This window comes from Salidesulfovibrio onnuriiensis (assembly GCF_008001235.1).
GTDB lineage: Bacteria > Desulfobacterota > Desulfovibrionia > Desulfovibrionales > Desulfovibrionaceae > Pseudodesulfovibrio > Pseudodesulfovibrio onnuriiensis.
On the sequence record NZ_CP040751.1, the window covers coordinates 2,749,289 to 2,770,245 of the forward strand.

The following is a 20,957-nucleotide window of genomic DNA, read 5'->3' on the forward strand; positions in this document are numbered from 1 at the left end:
GGAAATCGAAAATCATGAGCGACTACAAAAACACTCTTCTTCTGCCCAAGACCAGCTTTCCCATGAAAGCCAATCTCAAACAACGCGAGCCGGAGATGCTCAAGTTCTGGGAAGAAATTGACGCATACAGCCTCATGATTAGCTCCGGCGGCGAAAAGGGCGGCTACTGCCTACACGACGGCCCCCCGTACGCCAACGGCCACATCCACATGGGTACGGCCATGAACAAGACCCTCAAGGATATCGTGGTCAAATCCCGCAACATGCAGGGCTACAAGTCCCAGTACGTTCCGGGCTGGGACTGTCATGGCCTGCCCATCGAGCACAAGGTCGAGCAGGAGCTCAAGGCCAAGAACAAGGAACTGGACACCCTGACCATCCGCAAGATCTGCCGCCAGTACGCCACCAAGTGGCTGGACGTGCAGCGCAAGGAATTCAAGCGCCTCGGCGTGCTCGGTGTCTGGGATGACCCGTACATGACCATGAAGCCCGAATACGAGGCCGCCACGGCCCGCGAGCTGGGCAAATTCATGGAGCGTGACGGCGTTGTGCGCGGCAAGAAACCCATCTACTGGTGCTGCGACTGCCGCACCGCCCTGGCCGAAGCCGAGGTGGAATACGAGGATCACACCTCCCCGTCCATTTACGTGCGCTTCCCCATGGCCGACGAAAAGGCCCGGGAACTGGCCGACGTGGATGTGAACAGGCTTTACGTGGTCATCTGGACCACCACCCCGTGGACCATCCCCGACAACATGGCCATCGCCGTGCACCCGGACTTCGATTACGTGTTCGTGGAAGTGGCCGGCGACGTTTACGTGGTGGCCGAAGGCATGCTGGAAGCCGTCACCAAGGCAGTGAACTGGGAAAACCCCAAGGTCGTCGCCACGGTCAAGGGCTCCAAGCTGGAAGGCCTCAACCCCAAGCACCCCATCTACGACCGCGAATCCCCCATGGTGCTGGCGGACTACGTCACCCTGGAAGCCGGTACCGGCTGCGTGCACACCGCCCCCGGCCACGGCCCGGACGACTTTGTCACCGGCCTGCGCAACGGTCTGGAAATTTACTCGCCCATGAACGACCGGGGCGAATTCCTGCCCGAAGTGGAATTCTTCGCGGGCATGAACGTCTACGACGCCAACCCCAAGGTCATCGAAAAGCTTGAGGAGTTGGGCAACCTGCTGGGTTCCGGCAAGATCGAGCACTCCTACCCGCACTGCTGGCGCTGCAAGAAGCCGGTCATCTTCCGGGCCACCACCCAGTGGTTCATCGGCATGGAGGAAAACGACCTGCGCCAGCGCTCCCTCAAGGCCATCCGCGACGACGTGCAGTGGATTCCGGGCTGGGGCGAGGACCGCATTTACAACATGGTGGAAAACAGGCCCGACTGGTGCATTTCCCGCCAGCGCAACTGGGGAGTGCCCATCTCGGCGCTCATCTGCGAGGACTGCGACGAGTCCTGGTTCGACGCCCAGTGGGTCTATGATATCTGCGACAAGTACGCCAAGCACCCCACGGGCTGCGACTACTGGTTCGAGGCCCCCATCGAGGAACTGGTTCCCGAGGGCCTGACCTGCCCCAAATGCGGCGGCAACCACTGGAAGCGGGAAACCGACATCCTGGACGTCTGGTTCGACTCCGGCACCAGTTACGCGGCCGTGGTCGAGCAGCGCGAGGAAACCACCTACCCGGCCGACCTGTACCTGGAAGGTTCCGACCAGCACCGAGGCTGGTTCCACAGTTCCCTGCTGGCCTCCATGGGCACCCGCGACGTGCCGCCTTACAAGGCCGTGCTGACCCACGGCTACGTGGTGGACGGCGACGGCCGCAAGATGTCCAAGTCCATCGGCAACGTCATCGCCCCGCAGGAGATCATCGACAAGTATGGAGCTGAAATCCTGCGCATGTGGGTTTCGGCCTCCAACTACCAGGAAGACGTGCGCATCTCCGACGAGACCCTGGAACGACTCGTGGACGCCTATCGCCGCATCCGCAACACCTGCCGCTACCTGCTCTCGAACCTGAACGATTTCGACCCCAGGCACCGGGTTGCGAACGCGGACCTGCTGCCCATGGACCGCTACGCCCTGGAGCTGGTGACCAGGCGTCACGAAACCATCCAGAAGGCATACAACACCTTTGAATTCCACAAGGTCTACCACACCCTGCACAACCTGTGCGTGGTGGATCTTTCCGCATTCTACCTGGATATCATCAAGGACCGCCTCTACGTGGAGGAGCAGGACGGCCTCAAGCGCCGCTCGGCCCAAACCGTGCTCTGGCAGATCCTGATGATGCTGCTGGTGGACATGGCTCCGGTGCTTTCCTTCACTGCGGAGGAAGCCTTCCAGCAGCTGCCCGAAGCCATCAGGGCCGCACTGCCCGAACTCAAGTCCGTGTTCAGCCTGCGCTTTGCTCCGGATTCCGCCAGCATGAGCGCCGACGAATTCGCCCGCTGGGACAGGCTGGCCGACATCCGCGCCGAAGTGAACAAGGCCATCGAGCCCAAGCGCAAGGACCGCGTCATCGGCAAGCCGCTGGACGCCATGGTCACCCTGTACGCCGATGAAAAGGTCAAGGAGCTGATTAACTCCGAGGACTTCGACATCTGCGAGTTCCTCATCGTCTCCAAGGTGGTCGTCAAGGATCTGGGCGACGCCACAGCCGAGGCCGTCGAAGCCGAGGAAGTGAAAGGACTCAAGATCGACGTGGCCCCGGCCCCCGGCGAAAAATGCGAACGCTGCTGGCGCATCAGCGAAGAGCTGGGCACCGACAGCGAGCATCCCACCGCCTGCCCGCGCTGCACCGCAGTGCTGAAAACCCTGGGCTAGGGAAGCGACATGGATAAATACAAACTGGCCGCCGCCTGGGCGGCGGCCATGACCATACTGGACCAGGTCACCAAGCTGATCGTGGCCGCCTATCTGCCCCTGAACGGCTGGGAAAGGACCGTCCCGGGATTCTTCAACCTGGTGCACGTGCGCAACCGGGGCACTGCCTGGGGCTTCCTGGACCGCAATGACATCTCCTGGCAGATTCCCCTGTTCATCATCATCACCGTCGCGGCCCTGGGCTTCATCGGCTACCTGCTGAAAAAGACCGAGGAAAGCGACAAGTGGATGATCACGGGCCTGGGGCTCATCGGCGGAGGAGCAGTCGGCAACCTCATCGACCGCGTCCGGCTCGGCGAAGTCATCGACTTTCTCGACTTCTATGTGGGGGTCCACCACTGGCCCGCCTTCAACATCGCCGACGTGTCCCTGACCATCGGCGCGGGCGCGGTGCTGATCTCCCTGTACCTGAACAGGAACAATGCAACCGATTCTGCTTGAGCTCGGCCCCATCACCATCCACGCCTACGGCGTGTTCATCACCGCCGCGTTCCTGGCCGGTGTGGGATGGGCCATGCACGAGGCCCGGCAGCGGGACCTGCCCCATGAAAAGATTCCCGGCGTCTGCCTGCTGATCCTTGCCGGGTCGATCCTGGGGGCGCGGTTGCTCTACGTGCTCATCGACCTTCAATACTTTGCAGCCAATCCGCTGGAGATCTTCGCCTTCTGGCACGGCGGGCTCGTTTTTTCGGGGGGATTCCTTGTGGGGTCCCTCTTCGGATATTGGGGGCTGCGCAAAGAGACAAAGAAACTTCTGTGGCTGGACTGCTTTGTTCCGGGCGTGGCCCTGGGCCAGGCCATAGGCAGGATCGGCTGCTTCATGGCCGGGTGCTGCTATGGCTCCAAGAGCTTCGCGCCCTGGGCCGTCACCTTTACGGATCCCAACAGCCTGGCCCCCCTGTTCCGTCCCCTGCATCCCACACAGTTGTATCACAGCTTGGCAGGACTGCTAACTTTTGGCATGCTCCTGCTGGCAAAACGGAAGCTCGAAACTCCGGGTAAACTCACGGGACTCTTTTTGGTCCTTTTTGCAAGCTTCCGCATTTCCATAGAATTTTTCCGGGCCGATTACCGGGGCGATCTCGGTGTCCTCAGCGTCACCCAGCTTATAGCCATCGCCCTTCTTCTGCCCGGCCTTTTCCTGCTTTTCCGTAAACGTGCAAGGAGTTGAACCGCATGTTCGAAAAACTGGCTGCCGTCTCCCCCGCGCAATGGGGGGTTGTCGCCCTTCTGGGCCTCGTCTACCTCGCCATGAACGCGTGGTGCATTCTCGACGCCTGGAAACGCGACTTCGGTTCCTCCGGCGAGAAAGTGGCCTGGATTCAGCTCATGGTCTTCGTCCCCCTGCTGGGAGCGCTGGCCTACTTCATGATCGGAAAAAACAGAGGAGAAATCACCCAATGAAAATGAAACGCATCATTCCCATATTCTGCGCCGGAGCCATCGCCCTGAGCGGGTTCGGCTGCGTGACCAGGACCGACGTGGAAACCATGGAAGCCCAAAACCGACGCCAGAACGCGGAACAGCGCAAGCTCATCCTGCAGCTCGAAGAGGAACTGGACAAGACGCGCGCGGCCCTCAGAAACGAAATCGACAAATCCAGCAACCCGGTGCGCGAAAAAACCGCCACCATCTGGATCGAGCTCAACAGCCTGCGCCAGGAATTCGCCCAGCTCAAGGGCGATATGGAGATCATGGAACTGCGCATGGACCGCCAGCTTGGCGACGCCAACGCCACCATGGACATGGCGCCCATGAAGGACCGGGTCAAGGACATCGAATTCGCCCTGGAAAACCAGCTCAACGTGGACCTTTCCTCCGCCGCAAAGCCCAAGACCGAGGCCCAGGCGGAAGCCAAGCCCGCCGACAAGGTGACCGTGGGCAAACCCGAGGCAAAGCCCGAGGCCCAGGCCGACCCGGCCAAGGCGCTCTACGACCGCGCCTACGATCTCTACAAGGAAGGCAAATACGAGGATGCAAGGTCCTACTGGGCCGAATTCGTCAAGAGCTTTCCCAAGCACCCCTATGTGGCCAGCGCCCTCTTCTGGCAGGGTCAGTCCTACTACAAGATGAAGAACTACTCCAACGCGGCCGTGCTCTACGACGACGTCATCCAGAAGTACCCCAAGAGCTCCAAGTACCGCGCGGCCATGCTCAAGCAGGCCTACAGCCTCCATTACCTGGGCAAGACCAAGATCGCCAAGTTCCTGCTGCAGGAACTCATAGACAAGCATCCGAAATCAGTGGAAGCGACCCAGGCGAAAAGCTTCCTCGAAAAACTGAAATAATCACAGGGTTGCGGACGCCATGCAGGCATGTCATAAAACTGAGACTAATGGCAGGAACACCATGAAAGAAATCGTCAAGGGTTTTCGCAAGATAGTTTATCTCACCTTCCCGCCGGAGGTTTCCGGCCGCCCGGTTGTCTGCAACCTGGGCAAGCTGTACGACCTGAGTTTCAACATACTCAAGGCGGACATCGGCCCGAGGCAGGAAGGCACCATGACCCTGGAGATATCCGGGCTCGAAGGGGACTTCCACAAGGGAGTCAGCTATCTCAAGGAAAACGGCGTACGGATCACCCCGGTGGCCCACAAAATCTTCCGGGACGAAGACAGCTGCATGCACTGCGGCCTGTGCACGGCAATGTGCCCAACAAAGGCCCTGACCGTGGATCCGGGCACCCGGACCGTGATTTTCGACGTGGATAAATGTTCCGCCTGCGGCATGTGCACCCGCGTCTGCCCTGTCCGGGCCATGACGCTGGACCTTGACGAGAACGGGAGCTAGCAACCCGCGAGGTATTCGATGAAGGATGAGAAACGGTCGTTTTCCCGTGTAGAGGCACGGTTGAATGCCTATGTCAGGCACGTTGAATCCCTGGAGACCCCTCCCATATTCAGCTCCGCTCCCGCATTGGAGGCCTGCAGCCGCGAGGTCCTGAGCCGGGGCGGCCATCTGCCTGAACCGCTCATCAGCTTCCTCTGCGAAATGGACAAGAAGCTGGACCAGGTCCTGAGCTTTCTGAGCCAGGATCAGATCCGCAACGACTTCCCCATGAGCATCGAAATCTTCGAACTTTCCGGGGCCGGGGCCAAATTCCGGACCACCGACCCGCTGTCCGAGGGCGACAAGATCGAGCTGGTGCTGGTGCTCAACCAGTTCCCGCTCAGGCTTGCCGGCACCAAGGGCCGCATCGTCGGAAAGGAAGAGGATATCGGAATGTTCCGGCTGGAATTCGTGAATATCAGGGAGGCTGACCTGGAAAACATCATCCAGTATGTTTTCCAGAAGCAGCGGGAGATAATCAGAAATGCCAAGCGCGACTAACGCGCCCACACAGGAGCAGCCCATGACTACCAATGAAGAAATAGTCAAAGAGATGATGGAGCAGGTCTCGGACAAGCTTGTCAACAACCTGCGGGATTCCATCACGGCCGCGGTGGAGCGCGAGATCGCCTCCCACCTTTCCAACGCCCTGCTCGAAGGCGAATTCTACCGCAGGGTCAACAAGGACCTGCAGGAAGGCCTCAAGCAGATCTACCAGGAAGTCAAGGCGGCCAAGGGCGGCACCAAGGCGGTTCCCCAGATAGAAACGGAAATAGATCCGGACGAGCTCTTTAACGAGGCTTCGGACCAGCTGGACGCGGTGCTGCGCACCACGGAAAAGGCCGCAGTGGACATCATCGACATCGTGGAAAAGCTCCAGGACATGTCCGTGACCGTTTCCGACATCGTCAAGGGCTTCGAATCCGGCGGCGTGACCAAGGAAAACAGGCAGCGCCTCAAGGAGATCAACGACGTTCTCATGAACGACCTGTCCCAAATCATGGTCACCCTGAGCTTCCAGGACCTCACTGGACAGCGCATCAAGATCATCATCAACTCCATCCGCAAGGTGGAACAGATCGTGCGCGAAGTCATGGTTTCCACGGGCCTCATGATCCGCCAGAGAACGGAAAAGCCGGAGCAGGATTTCGACTCCCTTTCCGCGGAGGCGAAGCACAAGGCCTCGGATCTGGTGGGCCCCACCGAGGGCACGGACCAGGGCGACGTGGACGACCTGCTCTCCTCCCTGGGCCTGGACTGATTCACAGGATACAAAACAAAAGCCCCCGCATCCCATGGTGCGGGGGCTTTTTTTCGTTCGATTGGCGACCGGATCAGCCGAGCAGCATCCAGCCAGCCAGGGCCAGGAAGCTCCAGAAGCCGAAAGCGTCGGTGATGGTGGTCAGGAATATGCTCGAGGCCTGGGCCGGATCGCGGCCGATTTCCTTGAGAATCAACGGGATGGACGCGCCGGAAAACGCCCCGATCAACATGTCGAAAATAAGGGCTATGCCCATGCAGCCCGCCAGCCTCAAATCCTGGGTGGCCACCAGCAGCAACAGCAGCACGCCGCCCGCAATCAGGAAGCCGTTGATGAAGCCGATCTTGAGTTCGCGGAGCACGGCCATCCAGGCCTTCTTGCGGTCGAATTTCTCCACGGCCAGCTGACGGATCATGACCGCCAGGGCCTGCTGCCCCGTGTTGCCCGCCTGGTTGGAAACAATGTGCATGAGGGCGGCCAGGATGGCCATCTGGGAAATGGTGGGCTCGAACAGGTGCACCACATAGGCGGCGATGGCCGAGTTGATCACGTTGATGATCAGCCAGGGAAGCCGCTTGCGCACGGAAAAATTGACCGGCGAATCCGTGGTTTCGTCCGCGCCCGCACCGACCATGGTCTGCATGTCCTCGGTGGCCTCGTCATGAATGATGTCGATGACGTCGTCGACCGTGACCACGCCGAGCAGGCGGTTGCCGAAATCCACCACGGGCAGGGCAAGAAAATTGTAGTGGGCGATCTTCTTGGCCACCTCTTCCTTGTCTATGTTGTAACTGACGGTGATGAGGTTCTGGGCCTTGACCAAATCCTTGAGCATCGCCCCCCTGCGCGCCAGGAGAAGATCGCGAAGCGAAACAACCCCGGTGAGGCTGTCGCGTTCGTCCACAAGATAGGCGTAATAGGGAATTTCCTTGTCTTCGACTTCCTGACGCAGGGTGTTGATGGCTTCATCCGCGGTCAGATCCTGATCCAGAATCACGATCTCGGTGTTCATCACCCCGCCGGCGGTGTCGGGATCGAAGGTCAGCAGGGTCTTGAGCTCGGCACGGTCTTCCGCATCCACCCTGCTGAGCAGGTTCTTGCGGTGCTTCTCGTCCAGCTGCTCCAGCAGGTCGGTGGCGTCGTCCGGAGCCATCTGCTGGACAATGCGCGCTGCAAGCCCCGGATTCAGGTGCTTGACCAGTTCGCTCTGGTCATGCTGGTCCATTTCGGCAATGGATTCGGCGGCATCCTTGATGGGGAGCTGCTTGATGAATTTCACCTGGTCGGTGAGATCCAGCGTTTCTATGTGTTCTGCCGCATCCGCAGGGTGCTGATCAAGGTCGTTGGGATCGATTTCGACCTCGTCCGCATGATACAGTTTCGGCATGACCGGTTCTTTTCCACTCATGGAGACACTCCCTAGCCCATTAGCGGGTTGAGGTCAAAGTCTAAGAAATAAATATCACGTCAACTTTGTGAAATATTTCATCAACAAGGCGTCCACTTGACGAACGTTACGGTCTGCTTTACTTGCCGTAGACACATAAAAAAAGAAGTATACACATGACGACCGAACTCTTTGACAATCATTTCCAGGCAGAAACCCGCATGTTCCTGCTGGCCCTCATCCGCATCGCCCTGGCGGAAGACGGCCCGGACCTGACCGCCCAGGGACTTTTCTCCGAAACGGACTCGGCCCAGGCCCAGATCGTGGCCAAGCAATCCACCGTCGTGGCCGGCCTTCCCCTCATCCCGCTGGTGCTGGAATTCGGCGGCGCCGAATGCCAGGTGCACCTCAACGTGGACGATGGAGACCGCGTCTCCGAAGGCACCATGGTGGCCGCCCTTCAAGGTCCCGCAGTGCATCTGCTCAAGGCGGAACGAGTGATCATGAATTTCCTGTGCCACCTTTCCGGCGTTGCCGAGCTCACATCCAAATATGTGGCCGAGCTGAAAGGCACCGACACCACCCTGCTGGATACGCGCAAGACCACTCCGGGCATGCGCTACCTTGAAAAATACGCAGTCCGCGTGGGCGGGGGCCAGAACCACCGCATGAACCTCACCGACATGCTCATGCTCAAGGACAATCACATAGACAGGGCCGGAAGCATCACCCAGGCTGTCAAAAGCCTGCACGACGCCTATGAGCAATGCCCGCCCATCGAGGTGGAATGCCGCACCCTGGAAGAAGTGGAAGAGGCTTCCAAATGCGACATCCGGCGCATCATGCTGGATAACATGTCGCACGAATCCATCACCGAAGCCCTGAAACGGATTCCCGCACACATCGAGACCGAGGTCAGCGGCAACATTTCCCTTGAAAACATCAAAAGCTACGCCCAGTTGGGGCCGAACTACATCTCGGTGGGCAAACTGACCCACTCTGCACCGTCTTCCGACTTCAGCATGCAGTTCCTTTCGCTGGGCGCGTAGGAGATACGGATATGAGCACCCCTTCCCAGGTCATCGAACGCATCCGCAAGGAAATGGGATCCAGACTGGCCATCGTGGGGCACCACTACCAGGCCGACGAAATTATCCAGCACGCCGACATCACCGGGGATTCCCTGGAACTTTCCCGCAAGGTGGCGGAGCTCGAGGCCGAATACATCGTCTTCTGCGGCGTCTATTTCATGGCCGAATCCGCAGCCATCCTGCGCAGGGAAAACCAGAAGGTATTCCTGCCGGACACCACGGCCACCTGCGCCATGGCGGAAATGGCCACCGCGGACAACGTGGACAAGACCCTGGAAATGCTCTCTGCGGGAGGGCGCAGGATCATCCCCCTCACCTATGTCAATTCCACGGCCGCGGTGAAAACCGTGGTGGGCCGCTGGGGCGGCACGGTCTGCACCTCCGCCAATGCCCAGACCATGATGCGCTGGGCCATGGACCAGGGCGACGCGATCCTGTTCCTGCCGGACCGCCACCTGGGCTGGAACACCGGCGACGTACTGGGCATTCCCGAATCCGAAAGATTCATCCTGGACAGAGGCCTCATTGACGGCGATCCGAAACTTTTCGTGGATGCGCAGGCCGCTTCCAAGGCAAAGCTGATCCTCTGGCCCGGCTTCTGTCCCATCCACGAGGAGTTCGTGCTCCGGGAGGTAGAACGGATCCGCAAGGAGGAACCCGAGGCCAAGATCATCGTCCATCCCGAGTGTCCGCCCGAAGTCACCTCCGCGGCGGACGCCAACGGCTCCACCTCGTTCATCATCAAGTATGTGGAGGAAGCCGCACCGGGTACAAAGATTTACGTGGCAACCGAGACCAACCTGGTCCACAGGCTTGCCAAGCGTTACCGGAATGTTAAGGTGATCGAGCCGCTCCAGATCAGCTACTGCGAGGACATGGGCAAGATCACCGAGGCAAACCTGGCCGCACTGCTGGAGCACATCGAGGAAGCCGAACCCGTCGACGTGACCGAGGAAGTGCGTGAGCATTCCAAGGTCGCCCTAGAAACCATGCTCAACGTATGCGCCTAGCCTGAGGCCAGCCGCAAGGAGCCACCATGAACGAATATCGTCTGACAACCGACGCATTGGTCATCGGCTCGGGAATCGCGGGGGCCATCGCCGCCCTGACCCTGGCCGACATGGGGGTGGAAACCACCATTCTTTCGGCCGGCAACGAACTGGCCGACGGCAACACCAAACTGGCCCAGGGTGGAATCGTCTTCCACTCGGACGAGGACAACCCGAAGATCCTGGAAAAGGACATCCTCACGGCTGGCTGGAACCACAACTATGTCCGCGCGGTGCGCCACCTGGCCAAACAGGGCCCCAAGGTGCTCCAGGAAGTGCTCATAGACAAGTACCACATCCCCTTCGAGCACCGGCAGGCCGGAGACTGGTACCTGACCCGCGAGGGCGGCCACACCCTTGCCCGCATCCTCTACTGCGCCGACCATACCGGCCAGAACATCATGGAGGTGCTGGCAAAGGCCGTCGAGGAATCCCCCAACATCCGGGTGCTGACCAACCGCACGGCCATCGACCTGCTGACCACCAAGCACCACGCCTCACACCTGGACTACAAGTACAGCCTCAGCAACCAGTGCGTGGGAGCCTATGTCTTCAACGACACCCTGAAACAGGTGGAAACCATTCTTTCCCGCTTCACGGTGCTGGCCACCGGCGGCATCGGCCAGGTCTTCCTGCACACCACCAACACCAGCGGCTCCATCGGTTCTGGCCTGGCCATGGCCCAGCGCGCCGGGGCAATGCTCATGAACTGCGAATACGTGCAGTTCCACCCCACCGCGCTCTACGGCGGAACCAAGCGCGGAGGCAGGCGCTTCCTGGTCTCCGAGGCCGTACGCGGCGAAGGGGCCAAGCTCATCAATTCCAAGGGTGAGCAATTCATGACCCGCTATGACCAGCGGGCCGACCTTGCACCGCGCGACATCGTCACCCGGGCCATCATGAACGAACTGCTCGAATCCGGGGACGACTGCGTCTACCTGGACGTGGCCAACTTCGTCGACTGCGACATCCACGGACGCTTTCCCACCATTTCCGACCACTGCCTGGAGCTGGGCATCGACATCAACAGCGAGCCCGTGCCCGTAGTCCCTGCCGCGCACTACTTCTGCGGCGGCGTGCTTACGGACAACGCCGGGCGCACCTCCCTGGAGCGGCTCTATGCCGCGGGGGAAACGAGCTGCACCGGCGTGCACGGGGCAAACCGCCTGGCAAGCACCTCCCTGCTGGAGGGCATGCTCTGGGGCTACGAGACGGCCCAGGACATCGCCAAGAGGCTCAACAGCAACAACACCAAGCTGACCAAGAAACTCTGCGACAGCATTCCGGACTGGACCAGCCCGGGGGACATCGAGAACGAGGACCCGGCCCTCATTTCCCAGGACTGGGCGACCATCCGCAACACCATGTGGAACTACGTGGGCATCGCCCGCAACAAGTACCGGCTGAACAGGGCCTTCACGGACATGCGCAAGCTGTTCAAGGACCTTCAGGACTTCTACAGGAAAACGCCTGTCTCCAAGCCGCTCATCGACCTGTTCCACGGTTGCCAGGCTGCCTACATCATCACCCTGGCCGCCCTGCGCAACAAGACCACCAAGGGCTGCCACTACCGGGTGGATTCAAAATAATAGTCACACGTAAAAGGCCCGCAGTTCTCTGCGGGCCTTTTTTTACGCCATCCTCCGCGCCAGAAGCGGTCGCGGATAATGAAAACCGAGTATCCTTTCGAATCGCCCCTTCACTTCCCGAAGAATGGCTTCCCGGGATCGGGTCGCACTCGCATGATCATAGTCGATTCCAGTACGACACTGCGGACGGCGCTCATGGGCCGGTGTCAGAAAGGCATCCCCGGCGTAAACGAACACCCCGTCATCCCTGCGCAAAGCCACGGCCATGTGCCCGGGCGTGTGCCCCGGTGCCGGAAAAACTTCCACGCCAGGCGCAACCTCCACCCGTCCCCGCACCAGTTCCAGAGCATCTCCCAAGGGCGGGACATTTTCACGAAACATGCGACGCATGAATTCACGGACATGCTCGGAAGCGGGAACACATGCCAGATCGGGCTCGCCACTCCAGTATTCCCACTCCCGCGCGGCAAGAACATGGCGGGCATAAGGGAAGGCGGGCCGCCCTTTTCCATCCAAACAGCCGCACACATGGTCCGGATGCCCGTGCGTGAGCACCACGCAATCCACCCGGGCCGGATCAACATCGAGGGGCGCGAGGGACTCCATCAGCCAACCGGTCGTCGGCGCTATCCCACCGCCGCCGGTATCCACCAAAACGGTTTTTCCAGCGCTTTGCACCAGCAGGCAGGAATAATGACTGACCCAGCACGAAGCGGTCAGTTTGCCGCAGTCATGCCCGGCAAACCAGGTTGCCGCGTCCTCCGCCCCCAGGTCGGGACACAGCAAGGCGTAGGGATGCTCATATGCATACTCTCCGTCCGCAATCAGCGCCCACCGCATCCCGCCGGAGCAGGAAACAAGGCCGACACCACTATTCCTGGTTCGCATCGGCCACTTCCTCATGAACGATACGCAGAAAACTGCGGATTATGGCGCACGCCTTCTGGTAGACATCCTGCAGATCCGCCTCGTTGGGACGGTCCCGAATATCTCCCAGACGCCCCTGCGTATTGTGGTGCTGCAGCTTTTCCGTCCGATACGCGCCCACCACATACCATTCCGCCGCGACCTCGTATCCCAGATGATCGAAAAGCTGGCCCATGTACTTCACGGCCGGAACAGCCTCGTTCACGCCGGTATGGCTACCACCGAACGTGCAATAGACCACGGCGTGACGGCCCGGACGCCTGGGCGCTCCGGGAACGATCTCGCTTTGGCCGCCGAATTCGCTCATGCACCCCTTTGCCAGGGATCCCAGCGTATCGATGAGCTTCTTGCCCGGCAGCCAGCCGTAAACACCGGAACCGACAAAGACCAAATCATAATCCGCTATTCCGTGGGCAGGATCATCCTTGCCCGCGCAGGCCGTTTCCACCTCGAACCCGCAATCCCTGACCGCCATGCCGATCCGTTCCGCGACCTTGTCCGTATTGCCTGTGGTTGAATGATACAGGTTTAAAATCTTCATCTGATCCCTCCTTTTAGTTAGGTAGCCTAACTTTAATATAAATTATTTAGGACCATGCTGCGCTTCGCGTTCCGCATTGCGACAAACAGCCCGGGAAGCCTTGTAATACTGCTTGAAAACCCTGATCATTTCCTCCATGGCGGCGTTGAAATCGGGTCCAAATTGCGCGGCAAATGCCTTGAACATGGAGGCATGGTGCGTCCGGTGTCCCTCAAAGGCCATCCGCCCCTTCGGGGTAAGGGTTATGACCTGATCCCTGGTCCCGGCAACCTTGGTCTTGCTGAGCAGGCCTCGCTTTTCCAGCTTCTTGATCCGTTCGGAAATGGTCGGCTTGGACACATCGAAATGTTCGGCCAAGGCGGTCACGGTCGTTCCCCTGCCCTCTTCCACGGCTTCAATGGTATGGATCTCGGCGGGAAACAGCAGATCGCCCGTGCCGAAATCCACGCCCTGCTCATGGCTGGCGTTGAACATGTCCACGATCCTGACGATCCAGTCAGACATCTCGTTGAATTTTCTTTCCTGCTCGTCCATGCCCTTAAGTTAGGCCGCCTAACTCAAGATGTCAAGCCCTGGAAACGGGCATGAGATAAAGCGCCTACTTGCGCCAGAATTCGGGAACGAACAGAATGACGACCGTATAGATTTCCAGGCGTCCCAGCACCATACAGAAGGTCAAGGCCCACTTGGCCAGGTCGCTGAAGTGCGCGTAGTTCTCGGTGGGCCCCACGGTGCCGATGCCCGGGCCGATATTACCGATGCAGGCCAAGGCCGCAGCAAAGGACGAAACAACGTCCGCCCCGGTGCCCGCCACCACAAAGGCGCAAAGCACGAACAGGGCCAGCCAGAGCACGAAAAAGCCCCACACCCCGCTGATGACGTCCTCGGGCACCGGCTGCCTGCCCAGCTTGACCCGCGAAACGGACCGGGGATGAATGAGCCGGAAAAGCTCCTGGTAGGACTGCTTCATGATCAGCACGATACGCATGACCTTCATGCCCCCGCCCGTTGACCCCGCGCAACCGCCCACGAACATGCAGAACAGCAGCATGCCCTGGCAAATTCCGGGCCACAGCTCGTAGTCGGCCGTGGCGTATCCCGTGGTCGTCAGAATGGACGCCACCTGAAACGAGGTGTAACGCACCGCGTCCGAAACATTGTCGTAGTTGCCGTTGAGCAGCACATACACGGTCAGGACAATGACGAACACCACGAACAGGGCCGCAAAGACCCGAAACTCCGGGTCCTTGAGCATGACCTTGGGTTTCCCCTTGATGAACAGATAGTGCAGGGAAAAGTTCACGCCCGCGATGAGCATGAAAATGGTGATGACATAGTCGATGTAGGCGCTGTCGAAATGGGCCACCGAGGTGTTCTTGGTGGAAAAACCGCCCGTGGCCATGGTGCCGAAGGTGTGGCACAGGGAATCGAAAAGATCCATGCCCCCGAACATGAGCAGCACTGTCTCGATGACGGAAAACAGCAGATAGACCTTCCAGAGCACCATCGCCGTATCCTTGATGCGCGGCTTGAGCTTGTCCGGCACCGGGCCCGGCACCTCGGCCTTGTAGAGCTGCATGCCCCCGACGCCCAGAAACGGCAGGATGGCCAGGGAAAGCACGATGATCCCCATGCCACCCAGCCAGTGGGTCAGACTGCGCCAGAACAGAATGCTGCGGGGAACGGATTCGATATCCGAAAGCACGGAGGCCCCGGTGGTGGAAAAACCGGAAAGGGACTCGAACACGCAGTCCACCACCCCGGGGAAGGTGCCGTTGAACAGGAACGGGAGCCCGCCGAACAGGCCGGCGACGAACCAGCCCAAGGCCACGATGGCCATGCCCTCGCGGTGGCTGATGACCGCCTTCTTGCTGTCGGCGCGGCGGAAACCGAAGAACATTCCTCCCCCCGTTCCCACCGTCACCAGGGTGGCCCAGAGCATGGGCAGGGTCCCGGCGTCGCCGTAATAGACGCCCCAGGCCAGCGGCCAGATCATGGTCAGCCCGATACAGCCGACCAGAGCGCCGATGATATGCAGCACGAATTGCCAGCGCATCTAGAAGAACTCCACCTTGACGTCCAGGGCCTTTTCCACCTTGGGGATGTTATGGCGCGTGGACAGGATGATCAACCTGTCCTGGGGCTCGATAACCGTATCGCCCCTGGGGATGATGACTTCGTCGCCGCGCTGGAAGCAGAGCACCAGGCAGCCGCGTGGGAATCCGAGATCCATGATGGGCTTGCCCACGATTTCGGAATGTTCCTGGGCAATGGCCTCCAGCACCTCGGCCTCTTCCCCCTTGATGCTGGCCGTGGAAATGACCTTGCCGCGACGGATGAAATGCAGCAGCGAGTTGATGGCCGACATGCGCGGACAGACAAGGTGGTCGATGCCGATGGGCTCGATGAGCGGCATGTACGCGAAATTATTGATCCGGGTGATGGTGCTCTTGGCCCCGAGGCTCTTGGCCAGCAGGCAGGAAAGGATATTGGTTTCCTCGTCGCCCGTGACCGATATGACCAGGTCGAGATCTCCCACGTTTTCCTGGCGCAGGATTTCCTGGTCCGTGCCGTTGCCCACCAGAACGATGGGCCGGTCCAGCTTTTCGGAAAGCTGGCGGCAGCGGTTCTCGTCCTGGTCCATGATCCGGGTGTGATACTGTTTGCTATCCAGAGCCTTGGCAAGCTTGTAGCCGATATTGCCGCCGCCGACGATCAGCACCTTGCGCACGGGCTCCTGAACGACGCCCAGCTTGCTCAGGATTTCTTCCTGGTCCTTGATGTCGCAGGCGAAATAGACCACATCCCCGGGCCGGATATCGTCCACGCCGCTGGGAATGATCAGGCTGTCGTCGCGCACCAGTGCGGCGATGACCAGGGGAACGTCCCCGATGCACTCGCGCAGGTTGAGCAGCTTGGTGCCGATGATGGGGCTTTCCGGCGGCAGGTTGATGCCGATGAGCCGGATGTTGCCCTGGGCGAAGTCGTTGATTTCCACGGCCCCCGTGACGCTCATGAGGCGCAGGATGGAGTCCACCACCTCCTGGTCCGGGTTGATGATCTTGGCGATGTTCAGTCCTTCGCCCCGCAGCATGTCGCTGTAGTTGGTGTAGTCCGCGTTGCGGATGCGGGCCAGCTTGGTGGTCTGCGGCGAAAGCTTCTCGGCAAAGAAGCAGGACAGGAGGTTGACCTCGTCGCTGTCCGTGACCGCGAGAAGAATGTCCGCTCCCTCGATGCCCGCATCCAGCAGCACTTCCGGGCTGCACCCGGAACCTTCGAGAATCTGGACGTCGGTTGCATCCACGACACGCTTGAGGGCATCCGCCGAGCGGTCGATGACCACCACGTCCTTGTTTTCCACCGCCAGCCGACGGGAAATATGGAACCCGACCTCGCCGGCCCCCACAATGATAATGCGCAAACTGCCACCTCTCTGGCTTTTGAAGTCAATGCGTCAACCAACGCTATTTACGCATGTTTTATCATCAGTGCAACTTTCCAGTCCACCGTGGCCAGCGCCCCGTTTCTCTCGAAGTTTCCCGGCGACAACGCACGATCCGATAATAATATCCGAAAATGTTTCAAACAGGCATATGGGTAGGAATTGTTTTTTCCTGGCATCAACCTTTTGCCGCCCGGAGCGCCTATGAGGAAAGGAATCAAACCCGTCCTGTTATGGATCGTGGTCGGGATTGTCCTGGGATTCCCGGTCTTCAGCATGACCTATTACACCATGGTGCGAACATCCACGCCGCAATTCTGCGCCTCGTGCCATGAGATCCAGGCAGCCTACGACGGCTGGAAGACCTCGACCCACGTCAACAATCCGCAGGGGTTCGTGGCCGACTGCATGGACTGCCATCTCCCCGCCCCCCATGACACCTACGACTTTTTCTACGCCAAGACCATGCACGGGATCAAAGACGTCGTCGCCCACTTTGCGGGGAGGCCCTACGTCCGCGAGGAACAGGCGGGCAAGGCCAGGCTGAGCATCAAGAACGACCAGTGCCTGAAATGCCACCGCAACATAGAGCATATGCCCTACAAGCGCGGGGCCATGCTTGCCCACAAGCAGGTGCTCTACCCCAGACCCGGATATGAAAAACGATGTGTCGAATGCCACCAGGACTTGGTGCACATAGACAGGGCCTACTACAACTACAAGGCGCAAGGCCTGTAACCCAAGGGAGAATGCCGAAATGAAGACAACCAAACTGTTACTGGCGGCACTGTGCAGCCTGCTGCTGGCGATTCCCGCACTCGCGCAGAACATGCCCAAGGCAAAGGAATTCCGCATTGAACGGGGCATGTCGCCGCAGGCCAGAGCCTGCATCGAATGTCACAAAACCGAATCGCCGGGGCTTTTTTCGGACTGGGCCGCCAGCCGCCACGCCTCCGCAAACATCACCTGCATCGACTGTCACCAGGCCGAAGAGCACGACAAAGACGTGAGCAAGGCCCACTACAAGCAGTACGAGCGCTCCGACACCCAATGGGGCGTCGGTGAATTCAAGACGCCCGTGGCCGCCGTGGTGACGCCCAAGGACTGTTCGCGCTGCCACCCCGACGAGGTCAAGCAGTACTCGGTGAGCAAGCACGCAAACACCAACGTCATCGTCTGGAAGATCGACCCCTGGATGAAGCTGGGCATGAACAACCAGATTGAACGGGCCACTGGCTGCTACACCTGCCACGGCACCATCCTCAAGGCGGACGCCGACGGCAACCTGGACCCGACAACCTGGCCCAACGTGGGGGTCGGCCGCGTCAACCTGGACGGCAGCCTCGGCTCCTGCACCAGCTGTCACACGCGCCACCGCTTCTCGGTCATGGAGGCCCGCAAGCCCGAGGCCTGCGGCCAGTGCCATCTCGGCCCGGACCACCCGCAGATCGAGATCTACATGGAATCCAAGCACGGCGACATCTACACCGCCTTCGGCGACCAGTACAACTGGACCGCCGCCCCCGGCACCTGGACGCCGGGCGTGGATTACCGGGGCCCCACCTGCGCAAGCTGCCACATGTCCGGCGCGGGCTCTGTCATGACCACCCACGACGTCACGGAACGCCTGTCCTGGGAACTCCAGGCGCCGCTCACGGTCCGGCCGCAGGACTTTGCCGCGCTTCCCGCCAAAACCGACTGGAAGGTGGAACGCGAAAAGATGCAGGAAATCTGCAAGCAGTGCCACAGCAAGGCCTGGACCGACGGCCATTACGCAAAAATGGACGGCGCAGTGGAAAACTACAACGAAGTCTACTTCAAGCCTGCCAAGAAGATGCTCGACGAACTGTACGCCAAGGGCCTGCTGGATAAGACCAGATTCTTCGACGAAAGACTCGAAGTGGAATACTACGAATTGTGGCACCACGAAGGACGCCGGGCGCGCATGGGCACGGCCATGATGGCCCCGGACTATGCATGGTGGCATGGTTTCTACGAATGCAAGCACCGTTACAACGGATTCATGGAAGAGGCGGAAAAGCTGCTTTCCACCGGCCAGAAGGCGCACCGGGCAGACCCGTTCCCGGGCAGCGGCGGGGACACCACTCGCCCGCCGGAACTTCCCGACATGTAGTAGGACAGACATAAACAACGGAAAGCCCCGCTTCGGCGGGGCTTTCCGTTTTGCGAAACAAAGTGATATCAAAACAACACACTTGAATATTTAAATTTTATATCAAATTAAAATTATATAATTGCATGATGATAATGTTTACTACATTTTTTCGTAAAGGGAAGATAAATGTGTCCAACAAAAGGGGAGCAACCATGAAAGTAGGGACTCGATTGTACCTGTTGACAGGGTTTCTGGTCCTGGCGCTGATTCTTGTCAGCTATCTGGGCCTGAGCAATGCAAATCATGCCGTGGGGGCATTGGAGACCGTTTACAAGGACCGGGTTGTTCCGCTCGAACAACTCAAGACGATCTCCGACATGTACGCCATCAACATCGTAGATATTTCCCACAAGGTCAGAAACGGAAACCTGACCTGGAGCGATGGCGCAAAGGCGGTCAGTGAAGCCAAAGGAGTTATCCGGGACAGGCTCGACGCCTATCTCTCCACAACGCTTACCCCCGAAGAACAGCAAATCATCGACAAGACCAAACATCTCATCCAACCGGCCGACGACCTGGTGAAAAAGCTTGAAGAAATCCTGGCCCGCCAGGACATGGCTGCGCTGACGCAACTGACCATCGACGAGCTCTACCCGACCATTGATCCGCTGACCGAGGAATACGGCAACCTCGTCAACCTGCAGCTCAGGGTGGCCAGGGAGCTGTTCAGCAAGGAAGAAGGCGCGTACAGGACCAGCAGGATGATATCCATCGTCATCATTCTGGCGACCCTGGTCATCTCGTTCCTGCTGGCCACATACATCATCAACAAACTCCTGGTGCAGCTGGGCGGGGAACCGAACAACATCGCCGAATACACCGAAAAGATAGCCCATGGAGACCTGGCTTTCGATCTCAAAAGCGACAGGAAGACGGAGTCCGGCATCTTCCTTTCCACCAAGAACATGCTCGGCCAGCTGACCGACGTCATACAAAACGTCACCTCGGCGGCGGAAAACGTCTCTGCGGGCAGTGAGGAAATCGCCTCCTCGAGCCAGGCCCTGTCGCAGGCGTCCTCGCACCAGGCCGCCAGCGTCGAAGAAGTCTCCTCCAGCATGGAGGAAATGGCGTCCAACATATCGGCCAACTCGGACAACGCGCGAAAGACCTATGACATTGCCACCAAGGCCGCCAGCCAGGCAAGGCAGGGCGGAGAGGCAGTGCATGAAACCGTCTCGGCCATGAAGGAAATCGCAGAGAAGATTTCCATCATCGAAGAGATCGCACGGCAGACCAACCTGCTGGCGCTCAACGCGGCAATCGAGGCTGCACGCGCAGGCGAACACGGCAAGGGATTCGCCGTTGTGGCCGCGGAGGTCCGCAAGCTCGCGGAAAGAAGCGGTGCGGCCGCCAACGAAATCAGTGAACTTTCCACGCACAGCGTCCATGTGGCGGAACAGGCGGGAGCCATGATCGAGGAAATTGTTCCCGCCATTCGGGATACCTCCCAGCTGGTGCAGGAAATCGTCGCCGCAAATTCTGAAATGGACGCGGGGGCGCAGCAGGTCAACAGCGCCCTGCAACAGCTCGACTCCCTGATCCAGCAGAACGCATCCGCCTCCGAAGAACTGGCCTCCACAAGCGAGGAGCTGGCTGGACAGGCGCAGCAGCTCATAGAAATCATGTCCTACTTCTCCACCAACGGGAACAGCGCCCATCGGAACCGCCAAGCAAGATCGGGACGCCACCAGCCCCGCTCTCTGCCTCCCGCACAGCCGGACCACACCGAATTTCAACGCTATTAACCAAGAAGCCCCGCTTTGGCGGGGCTTCC

The 20,957-nt window shown here is 59.6% G+C and carries 20 protein-coding genes; 14 read left to right on the forward strand and 6 right to left on the reverse strand.

Annotation, left to right across the window (positions count from 1 at the left end; genetic code table 11):
- Positions 1–14: 14 nt before the first annotated feature.
- The 8 genes from ileS to FGL65_RS12525 all read left to right on the forward strand — a co-directional run bounded on the left by ileS (position 15) and on the right by FGL65_RS12525 (position 6,981).
- Positions 15–2,831 (forward strand): isoleucine--tRNA ligase, encoded by a 2,817-nt coding sequence (ileS, locus tag FGL65_RS12490; protein ID WP_147821511.1) that lies wholly within the window; start codon positions 15–17, stop codon positions 2,829–2,831.
- 9 nt (positions 2,832–2,840) lie between these two features.
- Positions 2,841–3,332: a signal peptidase II gene (gene lspA / locus FGL65_RS12495; protein WP_147821512.1), complete on the forward strand. Its 492-nt coding sequence runs from the start codon at positions 2,841–2,843 to the stop codon at positions 3,330–3,332.
- On the forward strand, positions 3,313–4,062 hold the full coding sequence (gene lgt / locus FGL65_RS12500; RefSeq protein ID WP_147821513.1) for a prolipoprotein diacylglyceryl transferase: 750 nt from the start codon (positions 3,313–3,315) through the stop codon (positions 4,060–4,062). Before lspA ends, lgt begins: the two co-directional genes overlap by 20 nt.
- Positions 4,063–4,067: 5 nt before the next feature.
- Positions 4,068–4,295 (forward strand): PLD nuclease N-terminal domain-containing protein, encoded by a 228-nt coding sequence (locus FGL65_RS12505; protein ID WP_147821514.1) that lies wholly within the window; start codon positions 4,068–4,070, stop codon positions 4,293–4,295.
- Entirely contained in the window at positions 4,292–5,179 is an 888-nt protein-coding gene (gene ybgF / locus FGL65_RS12510) for a tol-pal system protein YbgF (protein ID WP_147821515.1), read from the forward strand. Before FGL65_RS12505 ends, ybgF begins: the two co-directional genes overlap by 4 nt.
- A gap of 61 nt (positions 5,180–5,240) precedes the next feature.
- Positions 5,241–5,681 (forward strand): 4Fe-4S binding protein, encoded by a 441-nt coding sequence (locus FGL65_RS12515; protein ID WP_147821516.1) that lies wholly within the window; start codon positions 5,241–5,243, stop codon positions 5,679–5,681.
- Between the two features lie 18 nt (positions 5,682–5,699).
- Positions 5,700–6,221, forward strand: a complete 522-nt coding sequence (locus FGL65_RS12520; RefSeq protein WP_147821517.1) for a PilZ domain-containing protein — start codon at positions 5,700–5,702, stop codon at positions 6,219–6,221.
- A 22-nt stretch (positions 6,222–6,243) separates the two neighbouring features.
- Positions 6,244–6,981 (forward strand): protein phosphatase CheZ, encoded by a 738-nt coding sequence (locus FGL65_RS12525; protein ID WP_147821518.1) that lies wholly within the window; start codon positions 6,244–6,246, stop codon positions 6,979–6,981.
- A 73-nt stretch (positions 6,982–7,054) separates the two neighbouring features.
- On the opposite strand, the gene mgtE is transcribed toward FGL65_RS12525, so the two are convergent.
- Positions 7,055–8,389, reverse strand: coding sequence for a magnesium transporter (mgtE, locus tag FGL65_RS12530; protein WP_147821519.1), 1,335 nt, complete (start codon positions 8,387–8,389; stop codon positions 7,055–7,057).
- Between the two features lie 155 nt (positions 8,390–8,544).
- Here mgtE and nadC point away from each other — a divergent pair, with 155 nt between their 5' ends.
- From nadC to nadB, 3 genes are read left to right on the forward strand one after another with little or no spacing between them, the layout of a single operon-like run.
- On the forward strand, positions 8,545–9,417 hold the full coding sequence (gene nadC, locus FGL65_RS12535) for a carboxylating nicotinate-nucleotide diphosphorylase (RefSeq protein ID WP_147821520.1): 873 nt from the start codon (positions 8,545–8,547) through the stop codon (positions 9,415–9,417).
- Positions 9,418–9,428: 11 nt separating this feature from the next.
- Entirely contained in the window at positions 9,429–10,469 is a 1,041-nt protein-coding gene (nadA, locus tag FGL65_RS12540) for a quinolinate synthase NadA (RefSeq protein ID WP_147821521.1), read from the forward strand.
- A 26-nt stretch (positions 10,470–10,495) separates the two neighbouring features.
- Positions 10,496–12,097, forward strand: a complete 1,602-nt coding sequence (nadB, locus tag FGL65_RS12545; RefSeq protein WP_147821522.1) for an L-aspartate oxidase — start codon at positions 10,496–10,498, stop codon at positions 12,095–12,097.
- A gap of 42 nt (positions 12,098–12,139) precedes the next feature.
- Here nadB and FGL65_RS12550 read toward each other — a convergent pair whose 3' ends face one another.
- The 5 genes from FGL65_RS12550 to trkA form a co-directional block, all read right to left on the reverse strand.
- Complete coding sequence (locus FGL65_RS12550) at positions 12,140–12,985, reverse strand: MBL fold metallo-hydrolase (protein ID WP_187170384.1); 846 nt, start codon at positions 12,983–12,985, stop codon at positions 12,140–12,142.
- On the reverse strand, positions 12,969–13,565 hold the full coding sequence (locus FGL65_RS12555) for a flavodoxin domain-containing protein (protein ID WP_147821524.1): 597 nt from the start codon (positions 13,563–13,565) through the stop codon (positions 12,969–12,971). The genes FGL65_RS12550 and FGL65_RS12555 overlap by 17 nt, the downstream gene beginning before the upstream one ends.
- Before the next feature lie 42 nt (positions 13,566–13,607).
- Positions 13,608–14,099, reverse strand: a complete 492-nt coding sequence (locus FGL65_RS12560) for a MarR family winged helix-turn-helix transcriptional regulator (RefSeq protein WP_147821525.1) — start codon at positions 14,097–14,099, stop codon at positions 13,608–13,610.
- 64 nt (positions 14,100–14,163) lie between these two features.
- On the reverse strand, positions 14,164–15,621 hold the full coding sequence (locus tag FGL65_RS12565; RefSeq protein ID WP_147821526.1) for a TrkH family potassium uptake protein: 1,458 nt from the start codon (positions 15,619–15,621) through the stop codon (positions 14,164–14,166).
- Entirely contained in the window at positions 15,622–16,986 is a 1,365-nt protein-coding gene (trkA, locus tag FGL65_RS12570; protein WP_147821527.1) for a Trk system potassium transporter TrkA, read from the reverse strand.
- 225 nt (positions 16,987–17,211) lie between these two features.
- On the opposite strand from trkA, the gene FGL65_RS12575 reads away from it, so the two are divergent.
- The 3 genes from FGL65_RS12575 to FGL65_RS12585 all read left to right on the forward strand — a co-directional run bounded on the left by FGL65_RS12575 (position 17,212) and on the right by FGL65_RS12585 (position 20,928).
- Positions 17,212–17,745 (forward strand): cytochrome c3 family protein, encoded by a 534-nt coding sequence (locus tag FGL65_RS12575; RefSeq protein WP_147821528.1) that lies wholly within the window; start codon positions 17,212–17,214, stop codon positions 17,743–17,745.
- 19 nt (positions 17,746–17,764) lie between these two features.
- Positions 17,765–19,141, forward strand: a complete 1,377-nt coding sequence (locus tag FGL65_RS12580; RefSeq protein WP_147821529.1) for a multiheme c-type cytochrome — start codon at positions 17,765–17,767, stop codon at positions 19,139–19,141.
- Between the two features lie 194 nt (positions 19,142–19,335).
- Positions 19,336–20,928 carry a methyl-accepting chemotaxis protein gene (locus tag FGL65_RS12585; RefSeq protein WP_187170385.1) on the forward strand — a complete coding sequence of 531 codons (1,593 nt, stop codon included), beginning with the start codon at positions 19,336–19,338 and terminating at the stop codon, positions 20,926–20,928.
- Positions 20,929–20,957 lie beyond the last annotated feature (29 nt).

Coding starts and splice junctions, on each gene's coding strand:
- FGL65_RS12515 (WP_147821516.1), top strand. CDS start 5,241: ATGAAAGAAATCGTCAAGGGTTTTCGCAAGATAGTTTATCTCACCTTC.
- FGL65_RS12505 (WP_147821514.1), top strand. CDS start 4,068: ATGTTCGAAAAACTGGCTGCCGTCTCCCCCGCGCAATGGGGGGTTGTC.
- nadA (WP_147821521.1), top strand. CDS start 9,429: ATGAGCACCCCTTCCCAGGTCATCGAACGCATCCGCAAGGAAATGGGA.
- FGL65_RS12520 (WP_147821517.1), top strand. CDS start 5,700: ATGAAGGATGAGAAACGGTCGTTTTCCCGTGTAGAGGCACGGTTGAAT.
- FGL65_RS12585 (WP_187170385.1), top strand. CDS start 19,336: ATGAAAGTAGGGACTCGATTGTACCTGTTGACAGGGTTTCTGGTCCTG.
- FGL65_RS12580 (WP_147821529.1), top strand. CDS start 17,765: ATGAAGACAACCAAACTGTTACTGGCGGCACTGTGCAGCCTGCTGCTG.
- lgt (WP_147821513.1), top strand. CDS start 3,313: ATGCAACCGATTCTGCTTGAGCTCGGCCCCATCACCATCCACGCCTAC.
- FGL65_RS12565 (WP_147821526.1), bottom strand. CDS start 15,621: ATGCGCTGGCAATTCGTGCTGCATATCATCGGCGCTCTGGTCGGCTGT.
- lspA (WP_147821512.1), top strand. CDS start 2,841: ATGGATAAATACAAACTGGCCGCCGCCTGGGCGGCGGCCATGACCATA.
- FGL65_RS12575 (WP_147821528.1), top strand. CDS start 17,212: ATGAGGAAAGGAATCAAACCCGTCCTGTTATGGATCGTGGTCGGGATT.
- mgtE (WP_147821519.1), bottom strand. CDS start 8,389: ATGAGTGGAAAAGAACCGGTCATGCCGAAACTGTATCATGCGGACGAG.
- FGL65_RS12560 (WP_147821525.1), bottom strand. CDS start 14,099: ATGGACGAGCAGGAAAGAAAATTCAACGAGATGTCTGACTGGATCGTC.
- ileS (WP_147821511.1), top strand. CDS start 15: ATGAGCGACTACAAAAACACTCTTCTTCTGCCCAAGACCAGCTTTCCC.
- nadB (WP_147821522.1), top strand. CDS start 10,496: ATGAACGAATATCGTCTGACAACCGACGCATTGGTCATCGGCTCGGGA.
- FGL65_RS12555 (WP_147821524.1), bottom strand. CDS start 13,565: ATGAAGATTTTAAACCTGTATCATTCAACCACAGGCAATACGGACAAG.
- nadC (WP_147821520.1), top strand. CDS start 8,545: ATGACGACCGAACTCTTTGACAATCATTTCCAGGCAGAAACCCGCATG.
- ybgF (WP_147821515.1), top strand. CDS start 4,292: ATGAAAATGAAACGCATCATTCCCATATTCTGCGCCGGAGCCATCGCC.
- FGL65_RS12550 (WP_187170384.1), bottom strand. CDS start 12,985: ATGCGAACCAGGAATAGTGGTGTCGGCCTTGTTTCCTGCTCCGGCGGG.
- FGL65_RS12525 (WP_147821518.1), top strand. CDS start 6,244: ATGACTACCAATGAAGAAATAGTCAAAGAGATGATGGAGCAGGTCTCG.